General features: G+C 73.6%; 19 protein-coding genes. 11 read left to right on the forward strand and 8 right to left on the reverse strand.

The features are described 5' to 3' along the window. Positions 1-3: 3 nt before the first annotated feature. Complete coding sequence (locus tag L1785_RS01180; protein ID WP_236087278.1) at positions 4-1,380, reverse strand: MFS transporter; 1,377 nt, start codon at positions 1,378-1,380, stop codon at positions 4-6. A 497-nt stretch (positions 1,381-1,877) separates the two neighbouring features. Between L1785_RS01180 and L1785_RS01185 the strand changes: the two genes are divergently transcribed. From L1785_RS01185 to L1785_RS01210, 6 genes are all read left to right on the forward strand, one after another. Beyond that, positions 1,878-3,155, forward strand: coding sequence for a molybdopterin molybdotransferase MoeA (locus L1785_RS01185; protein WP_236087279.1), 1,278 nt, complete (start codon positions 1,878-1,880; stop codon positions 3,153-3,155). Beyond that, on the forward strand, positions 3,148-3,810 hold the full coding sequence (gene mobA / locus L1785_RS01190; protein WP_236087280.1) for a molybdenum cofactor guanylyltransferase: 663 nt from the start codon (positions 3,148-3,150) through the stop codon (positions 3,808-3,810). Before L1785_RS01185 ends, mobA begins: the two co-directional genes overlap by 8 nt. Then, complete coding sequence (locus L1785_RS01195) at positions 3,807-4,076, forward strand: DUF6457 domain-containing protein (protein WP_236087281.1); 270 nt, start codon at positions 3,807-3,809, stop codon at positions 4,074-4,076. The genes mobA and L1785_RS01195 overlap by 4 nt, the downstream gene beginning before the upstream one ends. A 46-nt stretch (positions 4,077-4,122) precedes the next feature. Beyond that, entirely contained in the window at positions 4,123-6,585 is a 2,463-nt protein-coding gene (gene sftH, locus L1785_RS01200; RefSeq protein WP_236087282.1) for a DEAD/DEAH box helicase, read from the forward strand. Positions 6,586-6,663: 78 nt separating this feature from the next. After that, positions 6,664-7,542, forward strand: a complete 879-nt coding sequence (locus L1785_RS01205) for an alpha/beta hydrolase family protein (RefSeq protein WP_236087283.1) — start codon at positions 6,664-6,666, stop codon at positions 7,540-7,542. A gap of 53 nt (positions 7,543-7,595) precedes the next feature. Then, complete coding sequence (locus L1785_RS01210) at positions 7,596-7,787, forward strand: hypothetical protein (protein ID WP_236087284.1); 192 nt, start codon at positions 7,596-7,598, stop codon at positions 7,785-7,787. 45 nt (positions 7,788-7,832) lie between these two features. On the opposite strand, the gene L1785_RS01215 is transcribed toward L1785_RS01210, so the two are convergent. The 6 genes from L1785_RS01215 to L1785_RS01240 form a co-directional block, all read right to left on the reverse strand. Further along, positions 7,833-8,243 (reverse strand): Rv3654c family TadE-like protein, encoded by a 411-nt coding sequence (locus tag L1785_RS01215; RefSeq protein ID WP_236087285.1) that lies wholly within the window; start codon positions 8,241-8,243, stop codon positions 7,833-7,835. Continuing rightward, entirely contained in the window at positions 8,240-8,548 is a 309-nt protein-coding gene (locus L1785_RS01220; RefSeq protein WP_236087286.1) for a TadE family type IV pilus minor pilin, read from the reverse strand. The genes L1785_RS01215 and L1785_RS01220 overlap by 4 nt, the downstream gene beginning before the upstream one ends. A 29-nt stretch (positions 8,549-8,577) precedes the next feature. Next, a complete protein-coding gene (locus L1785_RS01225; protein WP_236087287.1) occupies positions 8,578-8,919 on the reverse strand; it encodes a DUF4244 domain-containing protein in 342 nt (113 codons plus the stop codon). A gap of 144 nt (positions 8,920-9,063) precedes the next feature. Next, entirely contained in the window at positions 9,064-10,197 is a 1,134-nt protein-coding gene (locus L1785_RS01230) for a type II secretion system F family protein (protein ID WP_236087288.1), read from the reverse strand. Further along, entirely contained in the window at positions 10,191-11,318 is a 1,128-nt protein-coding gene (locus L1785_RS01235; RefSeq protein WP_236087338.1) for a TadA family conjugal transfer-associated ATPase, read from the reverse strand. The genes L1785_RS01230 and L1785_RS01235 overlap by 7 nt, the downstream gene beginning before the upstream one ends. Before the next feature lie 68 nt (positions 11,319-11,386). Next, positions 11,387-12,157, reverse strand: a complete 771-nt coding sequence (locus tag L1785_RS01240; RefSeq protein ID WP_236087289.1) for a P-loop NTPase — start codon at positions 12,155-12,157, stop codon at positions 11,387-11,389. A gap of 236 nt (positions 12,158-12,393) precedes the next feature. Here L1785_RS01240 and L1785_RS01245 point away from each other — a divergent pair, with 236 nt between their 5' ends. The 4 genes from L1785_RS01245 (at position 12,394) to L1785_RS01260 (ending at position 16,125) form a co-directional block, all read left to right on the forward strand. Then, positions 12,394-13,224 carry an HAD family hydrolase gene (locus L1785_RS01245; RefSeq protein WP_236087290.1) on the forward strand — a complete coding sequence of 277 codons (831 nt, stop codon included), beginning with the start codon at positions 12,394-12,396 and terminating at the stop codon, positions 13,222-13,224. A 162-nt stretch (positions 13,225-13,386) separates the two neighbouring features. Continuing rightward, the gene (locus L1785_RS01250; RefSeq protein ID WP_236087291.1) at positions 13,387-14,646 is read left to right on the forward strand and encodes an ATP-binding protein; all 1,260 of its coding nucleotides are present in this window, start codon (positions 13,387-13,389) and stop codon (positions 14,644-14,646) included. Between the two features lie 125 nt (positions 14,647-14,771). Beyond that, positions 14,772-15,365, forward strand: coding sequence for a GNAT family N-acetyltransferase (locus L1785_RS01255; protein WP_236087292.1), 594 nt, complete (start codon positions 14,772-14,774; stop codon positions 15,363-15,365). Positions 15,366-15,408: 43 nt separating this feature from the next. Then, positions 15,409-16,125, forward strand: a complete 717-nt coding sequence (locus L1785_RS01260; protein ID WP_236087293.1) for a hypothetical protein — start codon at positions 15,409-15,411, stop codon at positions 16,123-16,125. A 368-nt stretch (positions 16,126-16,493) separates the two neighbouring features. On the opposite strand, the gene L1785_RS01265 is transcribed toward L1785_RS01260, so the two are convergent. Continuing rightward, the gene (locus tag L1785_RS01265; RefSeq protein ID WP_236087339.1) at positions 16,494-17,588 is read right to left on the reverse strand and encodes an NADH:flavin oxidoreductase/NADH oxidase; all 1,095 of its coding nucleotides are present in this window, start codon (positions 17,586-17,588) and stop codon (positions 16,494-16,496) included. 209 nt (positions 17,589-17,797) lie between these two features. On the opposite strand from L1785_RS01265, the gene acs reads away from it, so the two are divergent. Continuing rightward, positions 17,798-19,825: an acetate--CoA ligase gene (gene acs, locus L1785_RS01270; RefSeq protein ID WP_236087294.1), complete on the forward strand. Its 2,028-nt coding sequence runs from the start codon at positions 17,798-17,800 to the stop codon at positions 19,823-19,825. Positions 19,826-19,890: the final 65 nt, after the last annotated feature.

The raw sequence follows: 19,890 nt of genomic DNA on the forward strand, positions 1-19,890 counted from the left end.
CGGTCAGACCCGGGCAGCGTGCATCGCGCCGCGCCCGTAGACGAACCACGTGACGGCGGCCATGACCACGTACGCCCCGATGAACACGTACAGCGCCGGCACGAGCGACCCGTACGCCGTGGTGGACATCGCGAACCCGCGCGGGATCAGGAAGCCTCCGAACGCACCCACCGCACCGGCGATGCCGATGCAGCCGGCGGCGGCCTTCAGCGTGCCGCCCGAGACCCGGAAGACCGCCGGGATCATGCGGTAGACGGACCCGTTGCCGATGCCGGTCGCGACGAACAGCAGCAGGAAGGAGCCGAAGAACAGGGGGAAGCTGTGGGAGCCGAGCGCGTAGATCGCGCCGAGGGTGCCGATCGTCATCACGGCGAAGGCGCTGATGGTGACACGGACGCCGCCGATCTTGTCGGAGAGGATGCCGCCGAGCGGCCGCGACACGGAGCCCACGAGGGCACCCATGAAGGCGATCGAGAGGGTCATCTCCGGGAACTGGCCCTTGAGCAGCGTCGGGAACGCGCCGGAGAACCCGATGAACGAGCCGAAGGTGCCGATGTAGATGAAGGAGATGATCCACGTGTGGCGGTCACGGACCGCGACGGCGAAGGACCGGGGGTCAGCCTTCGCAGTGCTCAGGTTGTCCATGTAGCGCCACGCCAGGATCGCGGCGAGCAGCACGAACGGGATGAAGATCAGGCCGGCACGCTCGAGCGAGACGCCCGCGGCGGTGACGATGACCAGCGGGACCACGAGCTGCACGGCCGCGGTTCCGAGGTTGCCGCCCGCGGCGTTCCAGCCGAGCGCCGCGCCCTTCTCCTTCTCCGGGTAGAAGAACGAGATGTTGGCCATCGACGAGGCGAAGTTGCCGCCGCCGAGGCCGGCGAGCGCCGCGACGCCGAGCATCACCGGGAAGGGGGTCTGCGGGTTCTGCACCACGACGGCGAGCGCGCTGACCGGCAGCAGGAGCAGCAGCGCCGAGACGATCGTCCAGTTGCGGCCGCCGAAGACGGGCACCGCGAACGTGTAGGGGATGCGGAGCGTGGCACCGACGAGGCTCGGGACCGCGATGAGCCAGAACATCTGGTCGACGGTGAGCGTGAAGCCGGCGGCCGGCAGCTGGGGCACGACGATCGACCAGAGGGCCCACGCCGCGAAGCCGAGGAACTCCGCGAAGATCGAGGCGATCAGGTTGCGGCGGGCGATCTTCTTGCCGCCGTCGTGCCAGAGGGTCTCATCCTCGGGGTCCCAGTGCTCGATCCAGCGGCCGGTGCGGTGCCGGTGCGCGGTGGTGGTCGCAGTCGCAGTGGGGGTGGCGACAGCCTGAGCCTCGACGGGGCTCGAGGCGTTCGTGGGCTCGTCTTGCGTGGTCCGAGCGGACATGGGGGCGTCCTCCCTGGGCGTAGGCCCGACTGACGCCGGGCTGGCCTGGCCCCCGGCGGGCGCCGGGTTCCTGGGCCGGCCCAACGTCGGACCGGTGAGGTGAACGCTAAGTATTCGGTGTTTCCAGGCCCGTCATGGCGCAGTTAATCGACCGTAAGGAAGAACGCACAGGCCTCGGGGCCCCGCTGTGAGGGCGATCAGCGGATGCGCTCTGCGCGCCCCAGGCCGGACTCCGAGACATGACGTGCGAGGACGCGCCCCCGGCCGGGCCGGCGCCCGCGACGCGGGCGGGTGCGGAGCCGGCCCCGCGCCGCGTGCGATCGTGACGCGTGTCACACCGGCGACAGGACCTCGACCCGGTGGAGTCTCACGGGTGCGATCCTGGCCGAGGGGTCTCTCGACGTCAAGAGACTTGACGTCGAGCCCTCACAGGGTGGATTCGACTCCTGTGAGGACCGCGCAACGCCAACCGAACATCCCGCGCCTAGCGTGGTTCCATGGCCCCCGCGCTGCGCAGCATCACCGAGCACGTCGAGCGCGTGCTCGCGCTGGTCGCACCGCTGCCGGCAGTGGCCGCCGGGCTCGCAGAACTGGTGGACGGCCCTCCGCCCGTGCTCGCCGAGGACGCCGTCGCGGCCGACGCCGTACCCCCCTTCGACAACTCCGCGATGGACGGCTACGCCGTCCGCCTGGCCGACCTCCCGCTGTCCGGCGAACCCGTCACCCTGCGCGTCACCGGCGAGATCCCGGCGGCCGCCGGCTCCGGGGCGCGGCTGGGGCCCGGCGAAGCCGTGCGGATCATGACCGGGGCGCCCCTGCCGCCCGGCGCGGACGCCGTCGTCCCGGTGGAGCGGACGTCGACGGGGCGCTTCGTCGCGGGCGCGTCCGCGGACGAGACCACGGTGACGCTCGCGCGCCAGGCCCGGCTGCACGTACGCCGGCGGGGCGAGGACGTCGAACCCGGGACGGTGCTCGGCCACGCCGGGGCCGAGGCGACGGCGACGGTCGTGGCGGCCCTGGCGGCGTCGGGCCTCGCCGCGGTGCGGGTGCACCGGCGGCCCCGCGTGGCCGTGATCGCGACGGGGTCCGAGCTGGTCCCCGCCGGGATGCCCCGCAGGCCCGGGCAGATCACCGACTCGAACTCGCTCATGCTCGCCGCCGCAGCCCGGGCCACCGGCTCGGACGTGCTGCGCCTCGGCCCCGTGCCGGACTCTGCCGACGCCCTGCGCGCCACCCTCGACCAGGCGGCGGGCGCGGGGGCGGACCTGATCGTGACCGCCGGCGGCGTCTCGGCCGGCGCCGCGGACGTGGTGCGCGAGGTCCTCGCTCTCGGTCAGGACGCCGCCGTGAGCGACGTGGACGTCGCCGGGGTCGGGATGCAGCCCGGCCGTCCCCAGGCGCTCGCCCGCCTGCGCGGCGTGCCGTGGATCGCGGTGCCGGGCAACCCGGTGAGCGCGTACGTGTCGTTCGCGCTGTTCGTGCGGCCCGCGATCGCGCGGCTGCGCGGGCTCGCCGTGCCGGGGCTCGCGTTCGAGCACCGGCGGACCGCCTCGGGGTGGACCAGCCCGCCGGGGCGCGAGCAGGTGCTGCCGGTCCGGGTGCTGCCCACGGGCGAGGTCGAGCCGGTGCTCGTGGCGTCCGGCGGCGGCGGCGGCGGTCACCTCGTGTCCACGCTGGCCGGCTCCGACGGCCTGGCGGTCGTGGCGGCGGACGTCGAGAAGGTCGGGCCCGGGGACGTGGTCCGGGTCCTGCTGCACGGGGCACCCCGTGGATGACTTGGCGTTCGACGCCGTGATCCTCGCCGGGGGTCGCGCCTCCCGGCTCGGCGGCACGCCCAAGCCCGGCCTCCGCACCGACGGCGGCTCGCTCCTCGACCGCGCGCTCGGAGCGGCGGAGGGCGCGCGGCGGGTGGCCGTCGTCGGACCGGAGGACCTGCGGCCCGGCCTCGCGGACCGGGTCGTGACGACCCGCGAGGACCCGCCGTTCGGCGGGCCGGTCGCCGGCCTGGCCGCGGGCCTCGCCGCGCTGCCCGACGCCGGCGCCGCCCCCTGGGTGCTGGTCCTCGCCGTCGACGTGCCCCGGGCGGCCGCGGCCGTGCCGCTGCTCCTCCGCGCCGTCGCGCAGGAGCCGCAGGCACCGCCCGGCGCCCACCTGACGAGCGCCGGGCGGGCGCAATGGCTCGTCGGCCTCTACCGTCGGGGCGTGCTGGTGGAGCGGCTGAACGCGCTCCGCGCGGAGACGGGCGGCGTGCACGGCGCGTCGGTCCGGGGGCTCGTCGGGGGGCTGGCGTTCCTGGAGGTCCCCGACCCGGGTGGCCTCGCCGACGACGTCGACACCTGGGCCGACGCCGCCCGGCTCGGGGTCGCGGCACCCGACGCCGCACCGGGCGCCGCTTCGGACACTGCATCGGACACCGTGGAGGACGCATGAGCGACGTACAGCGCTGGACCGAGGCACTCGAGGCCGAGCTCGGCCTCGCCCCGGGCACGGTGGACGTGCAGGCGGTGCTCGACCTGGCCCGCGACGCCGCGCACGCCGTCGCCCGGCCTGCGGCCCCGGTGACGACCTATGCGGTCGGCTACGTGGAGGGCCTGGCGGCGGGGCGCGCGGCGGCGGGGCACGACGCGGGAACAGCGGCGACGTCGTACAGCCCGGCGGATCTGGCCCGTCGCCTGGCGGACCGCTGGGAGCCCTGACCGGCCCGAAGACCGGCGTCCCGGCGGGCGGTGGGACACTTTCGAGGTGTCCGTCGACGTCACCCACCCGCTCCTCGACGTCCTGCTGGCCGGCGGGACGCGCGAGGACCGCCTCACCCATGTCCGGGTGCTGCCTGCGCGCGAGGCCGCGTTGGCTGACTGGCCGGTCTGGGCCGACGCCGCGATCGTGGCGGGATACCGCAAGCTCGGCGTCGACCGGCCGTGGGTGCACCAGGTCGAGGCAGCCGAGGCGGCCTGGGCGCGACGGCATGTGGCGCTGGCGACGTCGACCGGCTCGGGCAAGTCGCTGGCGTTCTGGCTACCGGCGCTGACGTCGGTCCGGGCGGACGTCGCGGCGGCGACGGTCGACCCTGGGCGGATCGAGACCTCGGCCCGGCGCGGCACCGTGATCTACCTGTCGCCGACGAAGGCGCTCGCGGCGGACCAGCTCCACTCCCTCCAGGGCCTCCTGGACGCGGCGGGCACGCGCGACCTGCGCGTCGCCACCTGCGACGGCGACACACCGCGCGAGGAGCGCACCTGGGTGCAGGAGCACGCCGACGTCGTGCTCACCAACCCCGACTTCCTGCACTTCTCGCTCCTGCCGAACCATCGCCGGTGGGCCCGGCTGCTCCGGGGGCTGCGGTACGTCGTCGTGGACGAGGGGCATGCGTACCGCGGGGTCTTCGGCGCGCACGTGTCGCTCGTGCTGCGCCGGCTGGCGCGCCTCGCGGCGCACTACGGGCCGGGCGCGCCGACGTTCGTGGTCGCGTCGGCCACGACGGCGGAGCCGGCGGTCAGCGCGGCACGGCTCGTCGGCGCGCTGCCCGACGACGTCGTGGCCGTCACCCGGGACACGTCGCCCTCGGGGCGGCGGACGTTCGCGCTCTGGCAGCCGCCCGAGGTGGCGGGCTGGCGGCGGGCCGAGCCCGAGGAGGAGGTGCAGGCGCAGCCGGGCGACGCACCCCTCGTCGCGACCGAGAAGGGCGGCGCCGCCCACCCGCGCCGCTCCGCGACCGCCGAGGTCGCCGACCTGCTTGCCGACCTGGCGGCCCACGGCGCGCGGACCCTCGCGTTCACGCGCAGCCGCCGCGGTGCCGAGTCGGTCGCCACGCAGACGCGGGACCACCTTCGGCGCGCTGCGCCCGCCCTCGCCGGCCGCGTCGCCGCCTACCGCGGCGGGTACCTGCCTGAGGAGCGGCGCGAGCTGGAGCGCGCCCTGCGCACCGGCGAGCTGCTCGGCCTGGCGACGACGAACGCGCTCGAGCTCGGCGTCGACATCTCGGGCCTCGACGCGGTGCTCATGGCGGGCTGGCCCGGTACGCGCATGTCGCTGTGGCAGCAGGCCGGCCGCGCGGGCCGGGCGGGAGCCGACGGTCTCGTCGCCTTCGTCGCGCGCGAGGACCCGCTCGACACCTACCTGGTGCAGCACCCGGAGGCCGTGTTCGAGGCGCCGCTCGAGGCGACGGTCTTCGACCCCGCGAACCCGTACGTGCTGGCCCCGCACCTGTGCGCGGCGGCGCAGGAGGTGCCGCTCCGGTCCGAGGACCTCGGGGCGTTCGGCGAGCCCGCCGTGGTGCGCGACATCCTCGAGGTGCTCGTCGCGCGGGGCGCGCTCCGCCGCCGCTCGACCGGCTGGTACTGGACCCACGCGCAGCCGGCGTCGGGCCTCACGGACCTGCGCGGTGCCGGCGGCTCACCGGTGCGCGTGGTCGAGGCTGTGACGGGGCGGCTGCTCGGCACCGTCGACGCGGGCTCCGCCGACGGGCAGGTGCACGACGGGGCCGTGTACGTGCACCAGGGCGTCACCTATGTGGTGGACCGGCTCGACCTCGAAGACCACGTGGCGCTCGTCGTGCGGCGCGACGTGGACCACGGGACCTGGTCGCGGGAGGTCATGGAGATCGCGATCTCGCCCGACGAGGAGGGCTCGTCCCGGCCCGTGGTCGAGCGGGACTGGGGCCCGGTCGCGTGGGGGCTCGGCCCCGTCGAGGTGACGTCGCAGGTGGTGAGCTTCCAGCGTCGTCGGCTCCCGGACATGCAGGTGCTCGGCACCGAGGCCCTCGACCTGCCGTCGCACACACTCAGGACGACGGCGGTGTGGTGGACCGTCCCCGACTTCGTGCTGCGGGCCGCGGGCGTGACCGCCGAGGAGACGCCCGGCGCGCTGCACGCGGCCGAGCACGCGTCGATCGGCCTGCTCCCGCTCCTGGCCACCTGCGACCGCTGGGACCTGGGCGGCGTGTCCACCGAGCTGCACGCCGACACGGGGCAGGCGACCGTGTTCGTGTACGACGGGTACCCGGGCGGGGCGGGGTTCGCGGAGCGTGGCTTCGAGCTGGGGGCGACCTGGCTCCGGGCGACACGGGAGGCGATCGCGGCGTGCTCCTGCGCCGAGGGCTGCCCGGCGTGCGTACAGTCCCCCAAGTGCGGCAGCTACAACTCGCCGCTCGACAAGGCCGCCGCCGTGCGGCTGCTTGACGCCGTCCTGGCGCACGCTCCCGAGTGACACGACTCACCCATCCACAAGGTGAAGAGTTATGCACCTTTATTCCATCTTAGGTGCATGTTTGCCTAGGCTGATGGCATGAGCGTCGAACTGGCATCGCCGCAGGTCACTGTCCACAACGACGAATCCCGACGATCCTTCTCCGACTCCTCCGCACCACGCCCCGTCCGCGTGACCCTCTGGGATCGGGACTCGTTCGACCGGACCGCGCCCACCGTCGTCGTCTCACACGGGGCCGGCGGCTCCGTCGCCGCCATGGACTGGCTCGTCGATCCCCTTGTCGCTGCCGGCTTTCGGGTCGCGGCGGTGGACCATCACGGGGCGAGCACCGCCGTGGGCTACGAGCCCGAAGGCTTCATCTTTCCCTGGGAGAGGGCACGTGACCTGCGGGTCGCCCTCGACCTCCTGGAGGGCAACGGCCCGCTCGGCGCCGTCGGCGCGGCCGGGTTCTCGGCCGGCGCCTACGCGGCTGCCGCCCTGGCGGGCGCGCGCCTGGACCGCCGGATCATCGGCGGCATCTTCACCGGCCGCATCCCGTTCGCCAAGATCCCCGAGTACCCCGGGGTCCTCGAGATCGTCCAGAACAAGTACACCTTCGCCGAGCTCATCGCCTTCGCAGCCGACTCAGCCTCCGACATGACGGACTCCCGCGTCTCCTCGGTGTTCCAGGTCGCACCGCTCGGCTCGATCGTGGACAAGTCCAGCCTCGCGACGATCAACCTGCCGGTCGAGACCTGGTGGGGCGGCGCCGACCGGGTCACGCCGCTGGCCACCGACGTGCGGCCGTATCTCGACCTGGTGCCGGGCATCACCGGGCACCAGATCGGGCCGCGAGTGCGCCACCAAGACTTCTTCCCCGTCCGTAACGCCGACCGCGACGCCCGGGCGCGGATGGGCGAGGCAGCCGTGTCCTTCTTCCGTCGCACCCTCGTCGAGGGGGAGGTCAGCGAGCGGTAGGGCCGCGGTCAACGCTTCCCCGAAGGGTCCCTGACCTGCGAAAATGCCAGTCCATGAGTGACATCACGACTCGTCGGGTGCCGCCAGGACCCATCCTGGACGCCTTCCGCGAGCACCGCTGGCTCCCCGCGTGGTGGACCGACGTGCCGCGGATGGCGCTCGAGGCAGCCCTCGAGCTCGCCGACCTCGACCCGCGCCGGCTGCACCTCGCCGACGACGGGTCGATCGACGTGCGCAACGCCTGAGCGCACGGGCGGCCCGGGCGACACAGGCAGCAGAGGCGGCCCGGATCATGGCACCTGGCGGGGGCCCGCCCGGGCCGCCGCGCGGGCCTCGCCCAGGACGCCCGCCCACGGGCCCGGCGTCTGTAGGCCGGCAGCCCGCGCGGCGACCACCCGCACGGTGCCGCCACCGCCGGGCTCGCACGAGACGAGGCGGGAACCGCTCCTCCGCACCACCTCCTGCGCCGTGACGCAGGCGTCGAAGCCGTCGCGCAGCGCTGTGGCCCCGGCGAGCGCCCCGAGATCGGCAGCCGCCTGGGCAGCGCCGCGCGCCGCCTGCGCCGCCCCGAGCACGGCCAGCCCCAGCCCGAGCAGCAGCGCGACTGCCACGACCCCGAGCACGAGCACCGTCCCGGCGCCGCGCTCGCCGAGGCGGGCGCCGCGCTCGCCCGACCGGCAGGCAGCGACCCGGCTCGTCACGGCTCTGCCCAAGCGACCGCCGAGCCGGACGCCCGCAACGGGATTCCCGCGCCCGCGACAGGCCGGGTGACCGTCACGCGCACCCACTCGCCGTCACGGCTGACGGTGAGCCGAGCCTCCGCACCGCCCACGCGCGTGACCGCCGCGGCCACCACCGCGTCCGGCTCACCGATCGCCACCGCCCGGGCCCCCACCCGGGCCGCGTCCTGGGCGCGCATCTGCGCCGTGGACGCGGCCGCGAGCGTGAGCACCGCAGCGAGGACGAGCACCACCGCGGGCAGCCCGACCGCCAGCTCGACGGTCACGGCACCCCGTTCGCTCCTCCCGCGCACGGTCATCCCACCGAGAGCGCCGTGCGGATGATGCCGGCCAGCATCGCCTGCACCTCGCCGCTCCTGAGCAGCGCGATGAGCAGTCCCGCGAAGCCCGCCGCGGCGACGGTCGCGAGGGCGTACTCGGCGGTCGCCAGACCGGCCTCCGGGTCGAGCCGGCGGACAGGGGCCGCGGCGCTCCGGGCGAGACCTGCTGCCTCGCCCGGCACCTCGCGCGGCACCCTGCGGGACGCCGCGCGCCTGACGTCCCGCAGGATCCCGTGCAGCATGTCGCGGGGCGCCGGGCGGCGCAGGGGTCCGGCCGGGCCGCGCTCCGGCTCAGGGCAGGTGATGGTCGTCGTCATGTCTCCTCCTTGGTTCGGCCCACGTTCCGTGGGCTCGTCATACGGCCCGGCGTGCGCCGAGCCTGTCCTTCCGCAGCTCGCGGTCGCGGGCCACGTCCCGGTCGGTCGGCCGGGTGCCTTGCGGCGCCGGAGCCGGACCGTGCGTCAGCCGGCGAGCAGGCCGACGCCGAGTGCCAGCAGCACCGGCACGATCCCGACCAGCACGAACGCCGGCAGGTAGCAGGCGCCGAGCGGCAGCACGAGCCGCACGGCGAGCCGTGCGGCCGCGGTCCGGGTGGCCGCCCGGCCCTCCTGCCGCGCGCCCTCCCCGGCGGCCCGGAGGGCCCCGCCGGGCGCCGCGCCGTCGACCCACGCACCACGCAGCGCCTGACGCACCGGGTCGAGCCGCGCCGGCGCGCCCTGCCACGCGGTGTCCCACCGGGCGCCGAGCACAAGCGCGTCGGCCGCGCGCGCCAGAACGGTCCCGTCGGCCCCGCCGACCGCGGCACCGGTCGCCTGCAACGCCCGGGGCAGGCCGGACCCGGCACGGGTCGCGGCCGCCAGCAGCTCCAGCAGCACCTGGACGTCGAGACCGTCCTCCCGGTCACGCCCGGCGGCGAGCGCGACGAGCCGGCGCGTCCACAGGTGCCCGGCAGCCAGGAACGCTCCCCCGAGCACGACGGACGCCGTGCCGATGCCGCCGTCGGTCGCCGTACTCAGCGGGTCGGCCCCGAGGGCCCAGCCGAGCAGCGCGCCGACCGCCGGCAGCCAGGTCAGCACCCGCACGGTCGACCGCGGACCGGCGAGCGCGGCCGCCCGCTCCCCGCGGGCCTCCTGCTCGTTCGCAAGGGCACCGGCGACGGACTCGAGCACGTCGCCGAGAGGCGCCCCGACGTCGAGCGCCAGCCGGGTCGCCGCCACGACGGCTCGCGCGTGGGCGGGGCCGAGCACCCGGGCCAGGGCACCGGCGTCGGGCACGCCTGTCGGTGCGACAGGAACCCCCACCGCCCGGGCCCAGGCCGCGCCCGGCGGCGCACCGGCCCTGAGCAGCGCGACGACCTGGAGGACGACGACCCGCACGGGCTCGCCGGAGGCCCGTCGTGCCGGCCCGCCGGCCCTGGCGGTCGGCCGGAGCTGCAGCCGCGGAGGCGCCACAGGCCCGGCCGGCACAATCGACCGGGTCTCCTCGGCCGCGCGTCGCAGCCGCCGCCCGCCACGAGCGAGGACGAGCCACGCCGCCCCTGCGACCAGCACCCCGACCCCGGCCGGCCCCAGGTCTGCGGGCAGGTCCCTCACCATGGCCCGAACCTCCTCGCCAGCTCATCCCAGGTGGCGCCGTCCACGCCGAACGGCCCCCGTCCGTCCCACCGTGCGGCGGTCCGCACCTCGAGCTCGCCCTGCGCGTCCCGGCCGACGAGACCGACCTCGGCAAGGAACCGCGTCCCTTGTTCCCGGCGCAGGTGCAGCACCACGTCGAGCCCGCCGGCGGCCTGTGCGGCGACGGCTTCGCGCGGCATCCCGGCGAGCGCGGCCAGGGCCTCGAGCCGCGCGGGCACGACCCCGACCGCGTTGGCGTGCAAGGTCGCGAGCCCGCCGTCGTGCCCGGTGTTCATCGCCATGAGCACCTCCCGGACCTCCGCACCCCGGCACTCGCCGAGCACGATCCGGTCCGGCCTCATGCGCAGCGCGTTGCGGACCAGCTCGGCAAGGTCGACTGCGCCGGCACCCTCGACGTTCGCCCGGCGGGTGGTGAGCGGGACGACGTGGGGGTGGGTGGGCACGAGCTCGCGCGACTCCTCGACGGTGATCACCCGCTCGTCGGGCGGGACGAGGGAGAGGAGCGCCGCGAGCAGCGTCGTCTTGCCGGTTCCGGTCCCGCCCGAGACGAGCACGTTCGCGCGGCGCACGACGAGGGCTTGCACCAGGCCGGTCCACTCGGGCGGCAGCGCCCTGCGCTCGACGAGCTCGTCGAGCGTGAAGGCCCTCAGCCGAAGGGTGCGGAGGGACAGGAGGGCACCCGACTCCGCGAGCGGTTCGAGAACCGCGTGCAGGCGTGTCCCGTCCGGCAGCCTGGCGTCGACCGTGGGAACCGCGTCGTCGAGCCGCCGGCCGCCGAGGGCGGCGAGCCGCACCGCGAGCCCGCGCACGTCCGCGGGCGTGCCCAGGTCCAGCCCGGCGCGCTCGAGACCTCCACCCCGGTCGACCCAGACATCATCTGGGCCGTTGACCAGCACATCCGTCACCGTGGGGTCGTCGAGAAGCGGCTGCAGCGGCCCCGCCCCGACGAGCTCGGCGCATGCGGCGCGCGAGAGGTCGTGCAGCGCTGAGCTGCCGAGCAGCCGGCCGCTGTCCCGGACCGCGGCGCGCACGGCGGCGTCCGGTCCGCCAGGGACCTCACCACCGGCCACACCGGCCAGCATCCGGGCGCGGATGCTGTCGAGGAGCTCGCCGTCGACACGAACCAGCGGCTCGGCAAAGGCTCCGCGGCTCACAGCACTCCCGCCAGCTCGAGCGCGAACCGGCCGAGCACGCTACGCCGACCCATGGGCGGGCCGTCCCCGCGCTCCACGGCGGAGGCGAGCCAGCCGTCTCGCCCGAGGACCGCGGCGACCGGGAGTCCGAGCACCGCGCTCAGGTCGTCCGGGTCGACCCGACCCGGCGCCGGCCCGCGCACGACGACCCGCACGTCCGCAGCCCCCGCGGCGAGCAGGGCGTCGCGCGCGGCGGCGGCGCCCACAGCAGCAGGAAGCCGGAGCGGCACGACGAGCAGCATCACGTCCGAGCCTGCGACCAGGGCGCGCACGGCCCGCCCGTCGCCGCTGCCGTCCGACGTCTGCGTCGCCGCTCCCCAGGCACCGGGCCGGGGGAGGTCGAGCACCACGGTCTCGCCGCACCGGACCAGACCCGTGCACACGTCGAGCACGACGTCGCCCTCAGGCGGCCCAGGCTCCCGCGTGCCGCTGAGCACCGGCACCACGCCCCAGCGCGGCAGTGCGGCGACGAGGCTCACACCGTCGACCTCGCCGCGCGCCGCCACGAGGTCCGGCCACCGCGCTCCCGCCGCGTCCTCCGTGCCGAGCATCATCTCGATGCCGGGCGCCTGCGCGTCGAGGTCCACGAGCGTGGTCCGTTCGCCCGCCCTGCGCAGCCCGTGCGCCACCGCCGCGGCGACCACGGACGCCCCCGCGCCCCCGCAGGCACCGACGACGCCGATGACCCGGCCCTCGGTCTCCAGGGCGGTGCCCCTCGCCTCGACCATGCGTCCTCCCGGTCTCTTCCCGGGTCGTCCGCCCGGGTCCTGCGACCAGGCTGGACGAGACGGCGCACCCCGCGCGGGCAGCGACGTCGGACCTGTGTACAGGGAGCGTCCGTACGGAAATGTGGTCGGGGACGACGGCGCACGGCGCCGTCGCGACGGGCTGCCGACCAGCAGGACGAACCCGCCCGCGGGGAGGGTCCGTCGTCGTGTCACCGAGCGCCGCTAGGCTCGACCCCGTGACCGAGGCGCAGCACCGCACGAGCCGGCCGGCGGGGTCCCCGGCAGGGAAGGTCGCGGCTTTCTTCGACCTCGACAAGACCATCATCGCGACGAGCTCGACGGCGGCGTTCTCCCGCCCGTTCTACGCCGGCGGTCTCATCACCCGGGGCGACGTGCTGCGCAGCGCCTACGCGCACTTCGTGTTCATGCTCGGCAGCGCCGACGCCGACCAGACGGAGCGCATGCGGGCACACCTGAGCGCGCTCGTCACCGGCTGGGACGTGGAGAAGGTGCAGCAGATCGTCGCGGAGACGGTCCACGAGCTCGTCGACCCGTACGTGTACGCGGAGGCGGTGGAGCTGATCGCCGAGCACCACGGGCTGGGCCACGAGGTCGTGGTGGTCTCCGCGTCGGGCGCCGAGCTCGTCGAGCCCATCGCCGCGGTCCTGGGTGCCGACCACGCCATCTCGACCCGCATGGCCGTGGCTGACGGCAGGTACACGGGCGGGATCGACTACTACGCGTACGGCGAGAACAAGGCGGCCGCGATTCGAGACCTGGCCCTGCGCGAGGGCTACGACCTCGCGGCGAGCTATGCGTACTCGGACTCGATCACGGACTCACCGATGCTCGGCACCGTGGGCCACTCGTACGTCGTGAACCCGGACCGTAATCTGCGACGGCTGGCTGCGGAGAAGGGCTGGAGCACGCTGACCTTCAGCCGGCCTGTGGCGCTGCGGCCGACGATCAAGCCGGTCCCCGTCATCGCCGTCGTCGGGACGGTCGCACTGGCGGTCGCCGCCTGGCTGGTGTGGCGCGGCATCCGACGGCGGTCGCGTCGCGCCTGATCGACGCGCCTGATCGACGCGAACCGGCGTCGGCTCGCCCCAGGAAATGCCCGCGAACGTACCTGAGAAACACCGCGAACCTACGTCTGTAGCACCGCGAACCTACGAACGGATAACCGCAAACCTACGAGCGGAAATGCCACAATGCATTATGCTCATTCCGTGGAAGGCCTCATCGCACGTCACGGACTCGCCTGGGCGGGCGAGCTTCTCAGGACTTTTCCGGCCCTCGTCATAGAGGGAGCACGGCAGGTCGGCAAGAGCACGTTCGCGCACATGCTGGTCGACGGCACGCCTGCGCTCGAGGTGACCCTCGACGACGACGAGACGCTGGCCGCAGCCCTCGCAGACCCCAGGCAGTTCGTGGAGCAAGCGCCCGATCGGACTCTTGTGATCGACGAGGTCCAGCGTGCTCCCGAACTCATCCTGCCCGTCAAGGCCGCGATCGACCGGGATCGCCGACCGGGACGGTTCGTACTCACCGGCTCTGCCGATCTGCTCCGGCTCGAGCGCACCCCTGACAGCCTCGCCGGACGGGCTCACACCGTCCGCCTGCGCAGTCTCAGCCAAGGGGAGATCTCGGGAAGGGTGGAGCGTTTCGTCGACTCCTTCGTCAACCAGTTCATCGACGGAGACGGGCGCGCACAGGACTTCAACACCACCTGGGACCGCGAGCGCTATGCACAAGCGCTTGCGGCGGGCGGCTACCCCGAGACGCTCACCGTCTCCGACCGAGCACGAGGTTCCTGGATCGACAGCTATCTGGCGCGCATCGTCCAGCGCGACGCACGGGATGTGCGCGAGGTCGACCCGGTGCGGCTCCTGTCCGTTCTGCGGCTTGTGGCCGCGAATCAATCGGGCGAGCTCGTCAAGAACCGCGTCGCACAGCAGGCCCACATCCCGGCGACGTCGATCACCACCTATCTGGACCTCCTCGAGACTCTCTACCTGGTCGAGACCCTGCCCCCATGGACACCCAACCTGACGCACCGTGAGGTCGGTCGCCACAAGGTCTCGGTCACGGACTCCGCACTCGCGATGCGGCTTGGACCTATTTCAAAGACTCAGTTGGTCCGGCCGACCGGGGGCGAGCACCTGGGTCCACTGCTCGAAGGGCTGGTGATCTCCGAGCTTCGGAAGCAGGCGCTGTGGAGTGACACGGAGTACGACCTGTTCCACTTCCGAGACCGGGACGGCCTGGAAGTTGACGCGATCGTCCAGATGCACGATGGTCGCGTCCTTGGCATCGAGATCACGTCGAACGGCGCCTACAAGAGCGACTATTTCGCCGGTCTGAGCAAGCTGGCCGCACGGGCCGGCAACAGGTTTGCGGGCGGAATCGTGCTGGGGACATCTGCCACGGGATACCAGTACTCCAGCAATCTGTGGGGGCTGCCGATCTCCGCGCTGTGGGAGCTCTGACAACACCCCACGAAATCCACTGGCTCCCAGCGCCGTGCCGTGCCAGATTCCGCACGTGTCGTCGAACTGAGCAGCCCCGACGTGGCGCCGCCGCGTCTTGCACCCTTCGACGATCGGAACTGCCCATGGCCTTCTTCGTGCGCCCCTACACCCCCACCGACGAGGTCGGCTGGTTGCGCTGCCGTATCCTGTCCTTCCTCGGAACGCAGTACTTCGACGACGTCAAGACCCGCCGCACCACGTTCGACCTGCCGGCCGTCCTGCTCGTCGCGGAGGCAGTCGCGGAGGCACCCGTCGCCGACGGCGAACTACCCCTCACGGGCTCGATCGCAGGCATTCTCGACATCGAGGTCGACGGCAGCCACGCGACGATCGACACGATCGCCGTCCACCCCGACCACGCGCGGCGCGGCATCGCATCGGCCCTCCTGTCCGCCGCGCTGCCGCGCATCCAGGGGCTCGGCGCGACCGAGCTCGACGCCTGGACCCGGGAGGACACAGCGGCGAACGCGTGGTACCGGCGATCGGGCTTCACGGAGCGCTTCCGGTACCTGCACGTCTACAAGGGCTGGGAGGACGCTGCCGACGGCTTCGCCGTGCCCGACGGCGTCGGCCCGCTGGTGACCGCGTTCCTGCACGCGCCGGTCGAGCGGGAGGCTGAGATGCGCGCCCGCTTCGCCCGGGTGCACACGTGCCGCCAGTACGTGCGCCCCCTTTGAGGGCCGCCCCAGCACCGGGCCATACCCCTCTACGCTGCTCGCCGTGACGACGTCGTTCGACAAGCTTGTGGCGCAACCGGTCCTGGAGACGGCCCTGCGCCTGACGGACCGCATCGGCGCGCGGTTCCCGGAGCGCGGCCTGCACAGCGTCGCCCGGGAGCTCGCCGCCCTGACGGCGGAGGTCGCGGCGACGGCGCGGCGCCAGCGGCGTCGGCTGCGGCTGGTCCGCGACATCTCGCGCGTGCTCGTGACGGCGATCGTCACTCTGGCCGCCGTCGCGCTGGCCTTCGCGGCGCACGCGGCATTCACGGACCGGCCCGACGGGCTGGACTGGGTGCCGCTGGTGGAGAGCACGGTCAACGACGCGGTGTTCGTGGCGATCGCGGTGGCGGTTCTCTACTCGGCGCCGGAGCGGCTCCAGCGGAGCAGCGTGCTGGAGCTGCTGCACCGGCTGCGGTCCCTGGCGCACATCATCGACATGCATCAGCTCACGAAAGACCCGGAGCGGCTGCGCGGGTCATTTCACCGCACGGAGGCGAGCCCGGTGATGGATCTCTCGCCGGACGAGCTCGAGTACTACCTCGAGTACTGTTCAGAACTTCTCAGTCTTGTGGGCAAGACGGCGGCGCTGTGCGCCGAGGAGTCCCGCGACTCGGTCGTCCTCGACACTGTCTCCACCATAGAAACGCTAACTGTTGGAATGTCACGGAAGATCTGGCAGAAGATTTTCGTGCTGAACGCAGAACGCGACAGGAATTGACATCACGGGCATAATTGTGAAGATTTCCGGACAGCCGTTGCGCATGCATTGAGGACACGCTGTGATGGACACCACAGCACCACAATGGACGGTGGGCACCCACGCGTTGGAGGTCCGCACCCAGGACACGTCGGCTTGGCTTCGGCCAGCCTGGCGAACACGAAGCGCCTGATCACCACCGTCCCGCTGGCGAGAGCGGCATCCGGCATGAGGCAAACTCCCGGGTGCCGTACTCGTAAGAGAGATCTCGCCACCGTGGTGGTCGGGCCCCGAGCCCGCCTGGTTCGCGACAAGGAGCGCGACGGGCCCGACCACGCGGCGAATCGATACACCCGGCATTCCGGGCGCACACGCGAGAACGCGGAAGACTACCGCCAGGCCGCCCGTTCGTACTGCGGCTGCCATGAAGGCCCGTCGGCCGGCGCATGAGAGGTCCCGACGGCGACGCCCAGCTCCCGCGCCGCGCGCAGCGGCCAGTGCGGGTCACGCAGCGCCTCCCGCGCGATCATGACGGCGTCGGCCGAGCCCTCCACGAGCACCTGCTCGGCCTGCTGCGGCGACGTGATCAGCCCCACGGCGCTCACCGGCAGCCCCGCCTCCTGGCGCACCCGTCGTGCGAGCGGGACCTGATAGCCCGGGCCGAGAGGGATCGACGCCGGCGCCACCCCGCCGGACGACACGTCCACGAGGTCCACGCCGTACGCCACCAGCGACTTCGCGACGGCCGCCACCTCGTCGACGGTCAGCCCGCCCTCTTGCCAGTCCGTCGCGGAGACGCGCACGAACAGCGGCAGGTCCTCCGGCCAGACGGCGCGGACGGCCTCCGCGGTCTCGACCAGCAGCCGGGCTCGGTTCTCGAGGGACCCGCCGTACTCGTCGGTCCGCTCGTTCGCGAGCGGCGACAGGAACTGGTGGAGCAGGTAGCCGTGCGCGGCATGCAGCTCCACCACGTCGAAGCCGGCGGCGTGCGCCCGCCGGGCGGCGCCGGCGAACAGCCCGGGGATCGCGGCCACGTCCTCACGCGACAGCGCGACCGGCGCGGCGAGCCCCGGGTGAGCCGAAGCCGACGGGCCCGAGGTGACCCACCCGCCGTCGGGCACCGGGACGCTGCCCTGGTCCGGCGACCACGGGCGGTACACCGACGCCTTGCGGCCCGCGTGCTGGAGCTGGACGCCGATGCGTGCGCCGCGGGCGTGGACGAAGTCCACGACGCGCCGCCACGCGGTCGTCTGCTCCTCGTTCCACAGGCCCGTGTCCTGGGGCGAGATCCGGCCCTCGGGAGCCACCGCGGTCGCCTCGGTGAGCACGAGGCCGAAGCCGCCCGCGGCCCGGGCGCCGAGGTGGACCAGGTGCCAGTCGTCCGGCACGCCGTCCACGGCGGAGTACTGGCACATCGGCGCGAGCCACACGCGGTTGGGGATCGTCAGCCCGCGGAGGGTCATCGGTTCGAAGAGCCGGGTCACGTCCGTCCGCAACGCCAGGGGACGCCCCGCTTGTTCCGCGGCAGCACCGCGTCGCGTCATGCGGGCTTCGCCGGCGCGCAAAGAGGCGGTACCGTCTCAATCTGTGACGGAGGCCTGTGACCGCTGTCACGAGGAGTACGCTCCACCAAGGCAGGACTCCTAGCAAACCCTGCCTCGACAATTCGCGAAGACGCGCACCGGAGGTCGCCGTGACAGACACCCAGCCGACGCACACGTCGGGCAGCCCGAGCCTCGAGAACCTCCTGCACGAGACACGCAGCTTCCCGCCGAGCGCCGAGTTCGCGGCGCAGGCGAACGCGCAGCCTGCGCTGTACGACGACGCGAAGGCCGACCGCCTGGAGTTCTGGGCGGAGCAGGCGCGCGACCTCGTCAGCTGGCACACGCCGTTCACGGAGACGCTCGACTGGAGCGGCGCCCCCGTCGCCCGGTGGTTCGCCGACGGGCGGCTCAACGCCGCCTACAACGCCGTGGACCGCCACGTCGAAGCCGGCCTCGGCGACCGCGTGGCCCTGCACTTCGAGGGCGAGCCGGGCGACACCCGCACCGTCACGTACGCCGACCTGCAGCGCGAGGTCTCGCGCGCCGCGAACGCGCTCGCCGCGCTCGGCGTCACCGCGGGCGACCGCGTCGTCATCTACCTGCCGATGCTCGTCGAGTCCGTCGTCGCGATGCTGGCCTGCGCGCGCATCGGGGCCCCGCACTCGGTCGTGTTCGGCGGCTTCTCGGCCGACGCGCTGCGCAGCCGCATCGCCGACGCCCAGGCCTCGCTCGTCATCACGGCCGACGGCGGCTACCGCCGCGGCGCCGCGTCCGCGCTGAAGCCCGCCGTCGACGAGGCCCTCGCGCCGCGCGAGGGGGAGCCCGAGACGACGGTGCGCCATGTGCTGGTCGTCCAGCGCACCGACCAGGAGGTCGCCTGGACCGAGGGCCGCGACCTGTGGTGGCACGAGGCGCTCGAGTCCGCGGACACGTTCCACGAGCCCGTCTGGGTCGAGGCCGAGCACCCGCTGTTCATCCTCTACACGTCGGGGACCACGGGGAAGCCCAAGGGCATCCTGCACACCACGGGTGGCTACCTGACGCAGGCCGCGTACACCCACAAGAACGTGTTCGACCTCAAGCCCGAGACCGACGTCTACTGGTGCACCGCGGACATCGGCTGGGTCACCGGCCACTCCTACGTCGTCTACGGGCCGCTCCTCAACGGCGCCACGCAGGTCATCTACGAGGGCACGCCCGACACGCCGCACCGCGGCCGCTGGTGGGAGCTGGTCCAGAAGTACAACGTGTCCATCCTGTACACGGCCCCGACGGCGATCCGCACCTGCATGAAGTGGGGCGAGGACATCCCGGCCCGGTTCGACCTGTCGTCCCTGCGCGTCCTGGGCAGCGTCGGCGAGCCCATCAACCCCGAGGCGTGGATGTGGTACCGCCGCGTCATCGGTGGCGACGAGGCGCCCATCGTGGACACGTGGTGGCAGACCGAGACCGGGGCGATCATGATCAGCCCGCTCCCCGGCGTCACCGCGACCAAGCCCGGCTCGGCCCAGGTGCCGCTGCCCGGCATCGTGGCAGAGGTCGTGGACGACGAGGCGCACGCCGTGCCGAACGGCGGCGGCGGGTACCTCGTGCTGTCCGAGCCGTGGCCGTCGATGCTCCGCGGCATCTGGGGCGACCTCGAGCGCTACCGGGACACCTACTGGGCCCGCTTCGAGGGTCTGTACTTCGCCGGCGACGGGGCGAAGAAGGACGAGGACGGCGACATCTGGCTCCTCGGCCGCGTCGACGACGTCATGAACGTCTCGGGTCACCGCCTGTCGACCACGGAGATCGAGTCCGCGCTGGTGTCGCACGACATCGTGGCCGAGGCGGCCGTCGTCGGCGCGTCGGACGAGACCACCGGCCAGGCCGTCGTCGCGTTCGTCATCCTGCGCGGTGAGCACGCCCACCGCGCGTCCGACGCCGAGAGCGCAGCCCAGGTGCAGGAGGAGCTCCGAGCCCACGTCGCCAAGGAGATCGGGCCGATCGCGAAGCCGCGCAAGATCCTCGTGGTGGCCGAGCTGCCCAAGACGCGGTCGGGCAAGATCATGCGCCGCCTCCTGCGCGACGTCGCCGAGAACCGCGCGGTCGGCGACGCCACGACGCTCGCCGACTCCTCGGTGATGGAACTCATCGCCGCGGGCCTGGCGGCGCCGTCGGCCTCCTCGGAGGACTGAGCCCATGATGCCGAGGTGGTCGCCCCGTCCGACGGAGCGGCCACCTCGGCAGGGTTGGGGGAGGA

Origin of the sequence: Antribacter soli (genome assembly GCF_021568775.1) — a bacterium.
Taxonomy (GTDB): Bacteria; Actinomycetota; Actinomycetes; order Actinomycetales; family Cellulomonadaceae; genus Antribacter; species Antribacter soli.

Bases quoted from the DNA above. Each gene is read 5' to 3' on its own strand.
- L1785_RS01235 (WP_236087338.1), bottom strand. From the start codon at position 11,318: ATGCTGGCCGGTGTGGCCGGTGGTGAGGTCCCTGGCGGACCGGACGCC.
- L1785_RS01255 (WP_236087292.1), top strand. From the start codon at position 14,772: ATGGCCTTCTTCGTGCGCCCCTACACCCCCACCGACGAGGTCGGCTGG.
- L1785_RS01240 (WP_236087289.1), bottom strand. From the start codon at position 12,157: ATGGTCGAGGCGAGGGGCACCGCCCTGGAGACCGAGGGCCGGGTCATC.
- L1785_RS01230 (WP_236087288.1), bottom strand. From the start codon at position 10,197: ATGGTGAGGGACCTGCCCGCAGACCTGGGGCCGGCCGGGGTCGGGGTG.
- L1785_RS01225 (WP_236087287.1), bottom strand. From the start codon at position 8,919: ATGACGACGACCATCACCTGCCCTGAGCCGGAGCGCGGCCCGGCCGGA.
- L1785_RS01195 (WP_236087281.1), top strand. From the start codon at position 3,807: ATGAGCGACGTACAGCGCTGGACCGAGGCACTCGAGGCCGAGCTCGGC.
- L1785_RS01185 (WP_236087279.1), top strand. From the start codon at position 1,878: ATGGCCCCCGCGCTGCGCAGCATCACCGAGCACGTCGAGCGCGTGCTC.
- L1785_RS01210 (WP_236087284.1), top strand. From the start codon at position 7,596: ATGAGTGACATCACGACTCGTCGGGTGCCGCCAGGACCCATCCTGGAC.
- L1785_RS01180 (WP_236087278.1), bottom strand. From the start codon at position 1,380: ATGTCCGCTCGGACCACGCAAGACGAGCCCACGAACGCCTCGAGCCCC.
- L1785_RS01205 (WP_236087283.1), top strand. From the start codon at position 6,664: ATGAGCGTCGAACTGGCATCGCCGCAGGTCACTGTCCACAACGACGAA.